General features: G+C 43.4%; 11 protein-coding genes. All 11 read right to left on the bottom strand.

Going from position 1 to position 9,298, the window contains the following annotated elements; genetic code table 11:
- Positions 1-4: 4 nt before the first annotated feature.
- From G587_RS0103165 to G587_RS26535, 11 genes are read right to left on the bottom strand one after another with little or no spacing between them, the layout of a single operon-like run.
- A complete protein-coding gene (locus G587_RS0103165) occupies positions 5-568 on the bottom strand; it encodes a hypothetical protein (protein ID WP_155829406.1) in 564 nt (187 codons plus the stop codon).
- Between the two features lie 11 nt (positions 569-579).
- On the bottom strand, positions 580-798 hold the full coding sequence (locus tag G587_RS0103160; RefSeq protein WP_026491056.1) for a type II secretion system protein: 219 nt from the start codon (positions 796-798) through the stop codon (positions 580-582).
- 21 nt (positions 799-819) lie between these two features.
- Positions 820-1,446: a hypothetical protein gene (locus G587_RS0103155; RefSeq protein WP_026491055.1), complete on the bottom strand. Its 627-nt coding sequence runs from the start codon at positions 1,444-1,446 to the stop codon at positions 820-822.
- 6 nt (positions 1,447-1,452) lie between these two features.
- On the bottom strand, positions 1,453-2,049 hold the full coding sequence (gene gspM / locus G587_RS0103150) for a type II secretion system protein GspM (RefSeq protein WP_026491054.1): 597 nt from the start codon (positions 2,047-2,049) through the stop codon (positions 1,453-1,455).
- Entirely contained in the window at positions 2,046-3,629 is a 1,584-nt protein-coding gene (pilM, locus tag G587_RS0103145) for a pilus assembly protein PilM (RefSeq protein ID WP_026491053.1), read from the bottom strand. Before pilM ends, gspM begins: the two co-directional genes overlap by 4 nt.
- Positions 3,630-3,642: 13 nt before the next feature.
- The gene (locus G587_RS0103140; protein WP_026491052.1) at positions 3,643-4,434 is read right to left on the bottom strand and encodes a prepilin peptidase; all 792 of its coding nucleotides are present in this window, start codon (positions 4,432-4,434) and stop codon (positions 3,643-3,645) included.
- Position 4,435: 1 nt separating this feature from the next.
- Positions 4,436-5,659 carry a type II secretion system F family protein gene (locus G587_RS0103135; protein ID WP_026491051.1) on the bottom strand — a complete coding sequence of 408 codons (1,224 nt, stop codon included), beginning with the start codon at positions 5,657-5,659 and terminating at the stop codon, positions 4,436-4,438.
- Positions 5,660-5,674: 15 nt separating this feature from the next.
- Entirely contained in the window at positions 5,675-6,727 is a 1,053-nt protein-coding gene (locus G587_RS0103130; protein WP_026491050.1) for a type IV pilus twitching motility protein PilT, read from the bottom strand.
- Between the two features lie 12 nt (positions 6,728-6,739).
- A complete protein-coding gene (locus G587_RS0103125) occupies positions 6,740-8,464 on the bottom strand; it encodes a GspE/PulE family protein (RefSeq protein WP_026491049.1) in 1,725 nt (574 codons plus the stop codon).
- Positions 8,465-8,504: 40 nt separating this feature from the next.
- Positions 8,505-8,864, bottom strand: coding sequence for a hypothetical protein (locus G587_RS0103120; protein ID WP_026491048.1), 360 nt, complete (start codon positions 8,862-8,864; stop codon positions 8,505-8,507).
- Between the two features lie 25 nt (positions 8,865-8,889).
- Complete coding sequence (locus G587_RS26535; protein WP_051200642.1) at positions 8,890-9,252, bottom strand: competence type IV pilus major pilin ComGC; 363 nt, start codon at positions 9,250-9,252, stop codon at positions 8,890-8,892.
- Positions 9,253-9,298 lie beyond the last annotated feature (46 nt).

Below are 9,298 nucleotides of genomic sequence, written 5' to 3'. Positions count from 1 at the left end.
ATTTTTAATCCATTTCTGAAGCCTTCACCGTAACCTTATATTTTCCGGCCGCCAGCTCCTTACCTGTTTTATCCTCTACATTTATCGTGTAAACAAAATTTATGTTACTGTCATCCTTAGATGAACCAAGGTCAAATCTCACTCTAAGGTTATTTGCATAATTAAAAGCTGTTCCGTTATTTGATCCAACTATCGGATAATAGCTTTTTTCAGATTTTATGTTCTTAAGACATACCGTGTTCTGATCATTTGCCAGCACACATCTTCCGCCCAGGATGCCGCTGCCATCGATAAAGGATATGTCATTGCCCTCTAATACAAAATCACTCGCTGTAGTCAGCTCATTTCTTACAAAATCGGATAGCGTCGACATTATCATCTGCGCCTTGGATCTGTTGGTGCTCTCTATATAGCGCTTTGCCGCAAGGTCCATGGCTTGAGTCACAAGCTGCGTAGCTAGAAGCAGTATGACCACAGCTAGCAGCATTTCCAATATGGAAAATCCCTTTGAATCGGATTTTAATTTATTCCGCAAAAGCTTTATCAGCTTTATCTTTTTCCTTTTCATACCTGTATCTGTCACCTAATGCTAAAATCAGTAACCTCAACCCCAAAGTTCACTGCATTCTCATCAGAATAGACCGACTGTTCCGCCGCCTTCCTGTTAGCTCTGGCTGCTCCAACAACTGCCCCCGGCAGCATCATCAGCGCCAGCACTCCTATGAGAAGCGCTACCAGAGTCTCTATAAGCGACTCTCCTTTTTTACTTTTAAGCCTTTTTAATATCCTGACCCGCATGACTATTTACCCGTTCTTACTTTAGTCCTTCTGTTTTCCGATAATATATGCTCCCTCGCCTGACCATGATGCATAGGTTACTTTTCTTTTTTCCATGTTTCCGTTTTCATCGCCTGTCCCGGGGATTTCCTCTTCAATTGTCTGTCCCTCTCCGGGGATAATAATCGTAAGAGGATAATCCGTTTTTCCGGATTCCACCCAGATATCGATGGAAATCGTATAGCTTGAATCCATCTTCATTTTTCCAACGAGGCTTCCTTCAATCTTTTCAAGTCCGCTGTATGAAAAGCTAATGTCTCTCTCCTGGCTTCCTCCCCCTGCAGCTATGGAATCTGCCATGCTTTTAATGCTGTCTCCAAGCTTGTCGTCAACTCCTGTCAGCGTTGATTCATCATCATCCTCAGCCCTTTTGTATGCGAAATCTCCCTCGATACAATCCTGAATCAGTCTCGCAGCTTCGGTTGTAGCAATATATGCTACCTCCTCTTTTTTCTCCTCGACTGTTCGCCTCGCATTAAGAATCGCTGCATTCACGATAGCTATGGCAACAAAGGCAACGATGAGAAATCCCACCAGAGCAAGAATTACGGATGCGCCATTATCGGATTTTAATTTTTTCTGACATTTAACTTTTAAAGATGAACGCATTGATAATTATTCCTTCTTCTGGTCCTCCGGCAGCTCTTTATCCGGAGTTCCTCCGTGCATGGTCTCATAAAATGTTCCGCTTAAGCTTACTGTCACCTCACCGTCCTGAAGGTTTGACTCTCTGAAAAACGGAGATATCGACATATCACCTACGAGGCACCTAAGCTCACTGTCTTCAAGTTCCTTAAGGATTTTTTCTGCCTGAGCTAAGCTCCCTGCTGTATAGCTCATTGCAAAATCCCTGCGGATAAGGTCTTCTTCTCTTGAGATGTTTGTGAACTTTACAGAATAGTCCGTAGCCTTCCCAAGCAAGGTGTGGAGAAAATCAATTTCCTCTTTTCCCGCATTATAGCTTGGCATATAGCTGATTCCAGACTTATCCTCACTACTTACATCCGCCTGCATTCTCTCTATCTTTTCAAGCCTTGCCTTGGTGACAGAGAGCTCTGTTTCAAGAGCCTGCTGCTCTGATCTTGCTGCTTCTATTCCATTCTCGATCGGAGTAAATATAAGCAAATAGTACAGGGCTCCGATTATCACAAGTCCCAGAATAACAAGCAGAATTTTTTCAGTTCCGGTTAGTTCCTTGTTTAGTCTATTCACTGTTCATTCCCCTCTTTTGAAGAATCAGTAATCAGATATATCTTTATCTGAGCATTAACATTGTTATCCCCGGCCCCAATATCATCGCGAAGTGCCTCCTCTATAGTCTTTGCTGAAGTAACAGCGCAGCTTTCAACTATATCCTGCTGGCTTAAGAGCCTTGACAGCTGACTTACACTGTCAAGATTCTTTGCGAGAAGATCAACGGTAAGCGTCTCTCCTGCAAGGTCCATAAATTTTATCTTCATACCCTGCTGCCCTATCAGATCAGCAAGCTTTGCCGCCTCTAATCTGTCAACTCTTCCCTTTTCCTCATCGCTGAGCATATCCCAGCTATAGTGGTAGTAGTCCTCCATCGCGCTCTCGGCATCCACTATAAGCTTTGTCTGCGCAGTTATTTCCTCCTGTAAAAGTGCTGCCTTTTCTCTCTCAGCCTTAAGAATATTCATTCTGTCTATGACACCAAACTTTGCACCAATACAAAGGACAACAAGAATCGCAGCAGCTGCAATAAGTACGGAGCTTGTCTTTACCTTTCTCTTTTCTCCGGCAACAGCCATATCTCCGTTAGTGGCTGCTCCGACGGCATCACTAAGAAGTATTCCCACCGAGCCGAAGGTCACGCTTATATCCTTATCCTTCTTGAATTTTGGATATAATTCATCAAGCGTCACTACATTTTTATCAAGGCGCTGCTTAAGCATCTCTACCAAAGGCTCTGTCATCGCACCCATACCGCAAAGGACGATATCCTTAAGCCTTGATGTCATATCTGACATCTCGTAGTAATTTATTCCTTTCATTATCTCTATCGAGATATCCTTGTATGCATTGATAGCACCGGGAACCTGGTCACAGTCCTTATATTTGCTTCTAAGGTAAGTAACTGCAAGATGCCTGTCGACGTTGAATTCATCGGCAATAGCATCTATTACCCTGTCCTCACCTATATCGATCATGTGAGAAACCTTGAACTCACCGTTCTTGAATATCATCATTCTTATAGTCTTCTGACTGATATCCATAAAGCAGCGCTCTTTCAGGATTTCCTCCTCATTGCCTATGGCACCAAGGAGAGTCTCATAGACCGAGGTCTCAGGCAAAGCCTTTACCAGCTTCAATCCCGCAAGCTTTAAGGTCTCACGAATTTCTGTGATAACACCTAAAGGAACTGCATAAGCAAGAAGTTTTATGGTATTACTTCCTTCATCATTCACGGTTCGTCTCTCAACGTAGTCATATACATACTGATTGAGCTCACCCTGGATCAGATCCTTGAATTCAAAGGGGATGTTGAACCTTATCTGTTCTTCATCTATCTTGGGCATAGAAATATTACGGACGAAAATATCTGTGTCCGAAATTACATACGCTACATTTTTGCAGTTAATTTTCTTTTCCTTCAGCTGCTCCTTTAGGAATTCTGCAAACAGGTTCTGGGAAACAATTTTTCCTTCCTCAACTATATTGTCCGGGAATTCTTCCCATACTGTCTTGCGTATTACTCCGCCCTTCATTAGCGTAAGTGAGAGAATTTCATGAGTAACACTTAATCCTAAAACGCCATCATTTCTTGCCATCTGTTTACCCCTCTTATAGCAGTTTGAAATACCAGGCTGTTATCGCATCTCCAAACAGTAAAACCAGATATGCCGCCGAAGCAATTGAAGGTCCAAACGGAAATTCCTTCGAAGCATTACGGCTTATCATTTTTCTTATAAGTGCAAAAATAAGTCCGAATATGCAGGACAAAAGTACCAGTTCGTAGCTCTTTGCAAATCCCAGATAAACTCCGAGGACTGCGTAAAGCTTTATATCTCCGCCTCCAAGGCTGTCTCTTTTTAATATAGAATCCATAAGGAGGCTTAACAGAAGCATCACCGCGCCTAATATCAGGCCTGCCAGGAGCTGTTTTCCATAGTACAAAAGGTTATTTCTTCCAAGTATCAGCTCTATTACTGAAAATGCTGCCCAGCTTATAAATGCTGCCAAGAGAAGCCCATTTGGAACCTCAAAGGCTTCAAGGTCTACAAGTGCTATTGCAAAGAGTAAGCCGACAAGTACCCAGTTTTTATAAAACATTATCCCGTCAGGTCTCGTGCAGATGTATAAGACATCCGAAAGAACCATGAAGCTGATTTCCGTTATCGGATATCTGAGTGATATTTTCTCCTTGCAGTATCTGCATCTGCCGCCGCTACTCACATAGCTGAAAACCGGTATCAGGTCCCGCGGGCCAAGCTCGTGACCACAGCTCATGCAGTGGCTTCTGCCCTTTACGTAATCTTCCTTTCTGACCATTCGCATCGCCATGCAGTTTAGGAATGACCCAAACACAAGCCCAAAGAGCGATATGCAGATGATCTCGTAAATTTGCTCTGCCAACCTACATCCCCTGATACATGCTGAACATTGCCATGTAAATAGCTATTACTATGAATCCTGCTATCAGCGCGATAAATATAAGTAGCGCCGGTTCAAGCATTGCAATTACCTTCGCAACTGCCTGCTCAAGCTCATTGTCGTAATACTTTGCAACGATATCCATGGTGTGCTTCATCTCGCCGGTCTCTTCTCCGACCGCAACCATGTCTGTCAGAATATCCGGCATAACAGCTATCTCACGCATTGAGCTTGCAATGGTCCTGCCTTCTTCTATCTTTCCAACCATCTCTGCGACTTTCTGCTTATAGACTTCATTGGTCATAACCTTTGAAGTTATATCTATTGCCTTTGTCATCGGAAGGCCTGCGCTGATCATTGTCGCCATTGTGTTTGAAAAAAGACTTGCCGCATTGAGCTCTGCGATATTTCCAAACAGTGGAAGCCTAAGCTGCAGCCTTGCCAGCTGAAGTGCTCCCTTGGGATTTTGCTTATAGATTATGAAAAGCACCACAATAAGTGCGATCACGGTAGCAATGATAAGTATGTTATTACTGAAAAATGTCGAAATCCCTATGAGTATTCTGGTGGTGAGAGGGAGCTGTTCTCCAATCTCATCAAATAATGCCGTAAATGTGGGCACCACCTTTACCATAAGTATGATCACAACCACAACCGCTACAAAGAGCACGAACATGGGATAGGTCATAGCACTTTTGACCTTATTTCCAAGCTTTGTCTGCTTGTCGAAGTGTCTGAACATCGAATCAAATGCTCCTGACAGATCTCCCGCTTCCTCTCCTGCTCTTATGGTCTCACAAAAGGTCGGTGGAAGCATTCCTGATCCGTGATCCTCAAACGCGGAAGAAAGTGATCTTCCTGCCTCAACATCTGCAAACACCTCAGATAAAAGTCTTTTCAGATTCTTATTTGTTGTTTTATCCCCGATAAGTCTTACAGCTCTTGCAATGGGAATACCTGCTTTTAAAATTGTGGCAAACTGACTACACATCAATGTGAAAGCCTTAGGATCAAGCTTTTTCACACTGATTTCCGAAGTCAGGAATTCCGGCAGCTCAAGAGAACTCTTCCTGATCTCCTTTATTGATAAAACCACATTATACTGTTCCCTGATCTTTGCAGTCGCTTCAAGCTGATCGATTGCTTCCAGCATCCCCTTAACCTGCTCGCCTGAAGCTGACAGAGCTGTGTATTTGTAGCTGTTCATCTTTCCCCTCTAACGTTAATTCATATTTCTTGATACAAAGTCCTTGTTAACTGCATAGTGAAGTGCTGTTTCTCTTGTTATCATTCCCTTTCTCACCAGCATGACTATCGACTGGTCCATTGTCTGACCGCCAATCTCAGCACTGGTGGCAACCATGTTTGCTATCTGAGGTGTATCCCCGTTTCTTATGAGATTTTTTATGGCATCCGTAACTATCATGTACTCTGTGGCAAGAACTCTTCCTCCCTCCTTTTTGGGAAGAAGCTGCTGAGTAAGGACTGCCTTTAAAACCATGGAAAGCTGTACTCTTATCTGCTGCGCTTTAGCCTCAGGGAATACCTGAACCATTCGATCTATTGAATCCGCCGCACTTCCTGTATGGAGCGTTCCAAATACAAGATGTCCGGTCTCTGCAGCTGTTATCGCTGTCTCTATGGTTTCTCTATCTCTCATCTCACCGATCAGGATTACATCGGGGTCCTCACGTAGTGAAGCTCTTAAGCCTGCAGCGAAGCTCTCGGTATCCTTTCCGATTTCGCGCTGGTTTATGGCACATAAATCCGGTTTGTATACATATTCTATCGGGTCTTCCAATGTAACTATGTGCCTTTTGTAGCTGTGGTTTATTTCATCCAGAATAGCTGCAAGGGTTGTTGATTTACCGGAGCCTGTTTCACCTGTAACGATGACTATGCCTTTATGCATCTTGGGTATATCGAGAACTCCAAGAGGAAGACCAAGCATCGGAAGCTGAGGTATCTCCTCCGAAAGGATTCTGAGTGCTATGGAAGGCACTCCCTGCTGCTTATAAATGTGAATCCTGCACCTTGCATTTGATATAGTATCTCCGATATCTATCTCGCCGGTTTTCATAAGTGTTTCGAAGGCTTCTTCTGTTTTTGCAAGCACCTTTGCTGTCAAGACACAGTCATCTTTGGTGACAGGTGTATCCTCCATATTTTCAAGAGAGCCGTCCTTTCTGTATTTAGGACAGAGCCCGCATATAATGTGGATATCAGAAGCTTTTTCGGCTTTTGCTCTCGCTACCAGCTCTTCAATACTTGTCATAGCTTATTTCCTTTAATCACTCTCATTAGTTACTCGAAGCACCTCGTAAACGCTTGTGACACCATCGTAAACGAGTCTCATTCCGGCTTCCTTTAGTGATACAAAATTGCTGCCTTCTTTTCTAAGCTCTTCTTCTATCTCAGCTCTTACCGCTTTTCTGCTGATAAGGTCTCTGATCTTAGGGGTTACCATCATTATTTCGAAAATAGCTATTCGCCCTGAATAACCTGTGTTGAAGCACTGCTGGCAACCTCTTCCATATTTGAATTTGGTTCCTGGTTTAATTTTCACGCCAAGTCTGTCTATCTCATCCCTCTGAGGCTCGTATTCCTCAGCGCAGTAAGGGCAGATCCTTCTTACAAGTCTCTGTGAAATAACGCCTCTAAGTGTAGCTGCGATAAGATAAGGTTCAACGCCGATGTCCTCAAGTCTGTCTATGGCACCCACTGCGTCATTGGTATGAATAGTACTCATGACGAATCTACCGGTAAGGGCTGCTCTCATACATATCTCTGCCGTCTCGCCGTCACGGATCTCACCAACAGATACAATATCCGGATCCTGACGAAGAATAGCCCTAAGTCCGTTTGCAAATGTCATGTTTGTCTTTGCATTTACCTGAACCTGATTTAAGCCATCCAGGTTATACTCTATGGGATCCTCCAATGTCACAAGGTTAACGTCTCTTGTATTTAACTCGTTAAGCATTGCATACATTGTGGTGGTTTTACCTGAACCGGTAGGTCCTACAAGGAGCATCAATCCATTTTTATAATGGATAAGCTTCTCGTATTTTTCCATGTCGTCAGGACTAAGTCCCAGCATCTCTTTATCTATTTCTGTGTTGGATTTATCAAGAAGACGGCACACTATTTTTTCTCCCCATGCGATAGGGAGCGTAGAAACACGCATATCGATGCTTCTGCCTAAAACGCTTACTGCGAAGCGACCGTCCTGCGGAATTCGTTTGTCAGCCACATCCATTCCGGACATGGTCTTAATGCGGGCAATTACTGCCGCGGTTATATCCTTCGGAACCTTAAGGATATCCCTTAAGACACCATCAATACGCATCCTGACATCCATCCCATTTTCTCTGGGCTCAAGGTGGATATCAGATGCATGCTCTGAAACAGCGCGCTCAATAATAGAGTTAACCAGTCTGATAGTGGGCGCACCTTCGTTGTCTCCGGTAATGGAATTTGAAGAGATTATGAAATCAAAAGCGGATGACATAGATGTCTCAATGTCACCTCTCTCCTCAATTCCATGTTCTTTTTTATAGTCAGCGATTGCCTGCTTGGCGTTCTCATTTCCATAAAGAGTATTGATCGCTCTCTCAACAGCCATGTGTGTTGCAATGAGAGGAACAATCTTTAGGTTAGCAACCTTTCGTACCTCATCCAAGGCATAAATATTCAGAGGATCATCCATCGCTACGTATAGAGAATCCCCTTCTTTTTGCACCGGTACCAGGTGATTCTGCTTGGCAATATTCCTCTGAACGTACTTGGTCATCTCCTGAGGAATCGCCGCGTTTGCAAGATCGATGTAGTCAACCTCCAGCTGCACAGCCAGTGTCTTAGCCATGTCTTCCGGACTGACTATCTTATTACTGATAAGTACTTCACCAAGTTTTTCGTGTGTCTGCTTCTGTACATCAAGAGCATATTCCAGCTCTCTTTGATTAATCAGACCACGTTCTATAAGCATATCGCCGATTCTTCTTTTTGCCATATTTCCCCCTGCATAAAAAACTGAATCTTATGTGTATATGCTATGGATTAACCCATTCTAATGTTATATTTTCTTCGTCGCCAAAAACTATGAGCAGATACTTGCCCTGATGTTCCTTTGATGAACCGTAGGGCTCAACCGTGCTTACAGCCTCCATAGGATCAACAAATGTCTTGTTCGTCGCATCGTAAACCATTTTTTCCAGCATGTCGTTTTGCGTATATGCCAGCTTTGCTTTATGCTCTGCGGCTATTTCCACCTGTCTGTCCATATCCTCCAAAGCATTCTCAGTCCTCATGTTTACGACTTTAATCGCCACCAATACAATTAGAGCAATTGCAAAAACAATTGCTACCACCACAATGCGAGATAGACCTTTGGCATTAAATAGTTTTCTCATAGTCCATATCTCAAGTTAAACACAATTAATTAATGGATATCGTACCGTCGGCACCACATGAAACAGACCAACTGCCTGAAGTCTTAGCAGCAGGCGGAGTGATTCCGCTGGGCCATGAAATCTGAGACTGCCAGCCTTCCTTTCTCTGCTGTACAGGAATGGTCTTTGCTCCGACTGCATTACCTGTTTCAAGATATTCAGCCATAACTTCTGCATACAAAACTCTGATATTTGCAGCATCAGTAGCCTCTCTTGCCTTCTCGAGCTGATTGGTAAAAGTGGGTATTGCGATTGCAACAAGAACTGCTATTATAGCTACCACAATTAAGAGTTCTGCTAGTGTGAACCCCCTTGCTTTTTTCAATCTCTCCCTCATCTGTTTGATCATTTCAAGTCTCCTTCCATAGGAATGCTAAATGAAATAATATTTTGCT

The sequence above is a fragment of the Butyrivibrio sp. XPD2002 genome (assembly GCF_000423945.1).
Classification (GTDB): domain Bacteria; phylum Bacillota; class Clostridia; order Lachnospirales; family Lachnospiraceae; genus Butyrivibrio.
This window is presented reverse-complemented; position numbering and strand designations above follow the sequence as displayed.

What these genes read in the sequence shown, in the direction of transcription:
- G587_RS0103165 (WP_155829406.1), bottom strand. Translation starts at nt 568, where the DNA reads ATGAAAAGGAAAAAGATAAAGCTGATAAAGCTTTTGCGGAATAAATTA.
- G587_RS0103160 (WP_026491056.1), bottom strand. Translation starts at nt 798, where the DNA reads ATGCGGGTCAGGATATTAAAAAGGCTTAAAAGTAAAAAAGGAGAGTCG.
- G587_RS0103155 (WP_026491055.1), bottom strand. Translation starts at nt 1,446, where the DNA reads ATGCGTTCATCTTTAAAAGTTAAATGTCAGAAAAAATTAAAATCCGAT.
- pilM (WP_026491053.1), bottom strand. Translation starts at nt 3,629, where the DNA reads ATGGCAAGAAATGATGGCGTTTTAGGATTAAGTGTTACTCATGAAATT.
- G587_RS0103135 (WP_026491051.1), bottom strand. Translation starts at nt 5,659, where the DNA reads ATGAACAGCTACAAATACACAGCTCTGTCAGCTTCAGGCGAGCAGGTT.
- G587_RS0103130 (WP_026491050.1), bottom strand. Translation starts at nt 6,727, where the DNA reads ATGACAAGTATTGAAGAGCTGGTAGCGAGAGCAAAAGCCGAAAAAGCT.
- G587_RS0103125 (WP_026491049.1), bottom strand. Translation starts at nt 8,464, where the DNA reads ATGGCAAAAAGAAGAATCGGCGATATGCTTATAGAACGTGGTCTGATT.
- G587_RS0103120 (WP_026491048.1), bottom strand. Translation starts at nt 8,864, where the DNA reads ATGAGAAAACTATTTAATGCCAAAGGTCTATCTCGCATTGTGGTGGTA.
- G587_RS26535 (WP_051200642.1), bottom strand. Translation starts at nt 9,252, where the DNA reads ATGATCAAACAGATGAGGGAGAGATTGAAAAAAGCAAGGGGGTTCACA.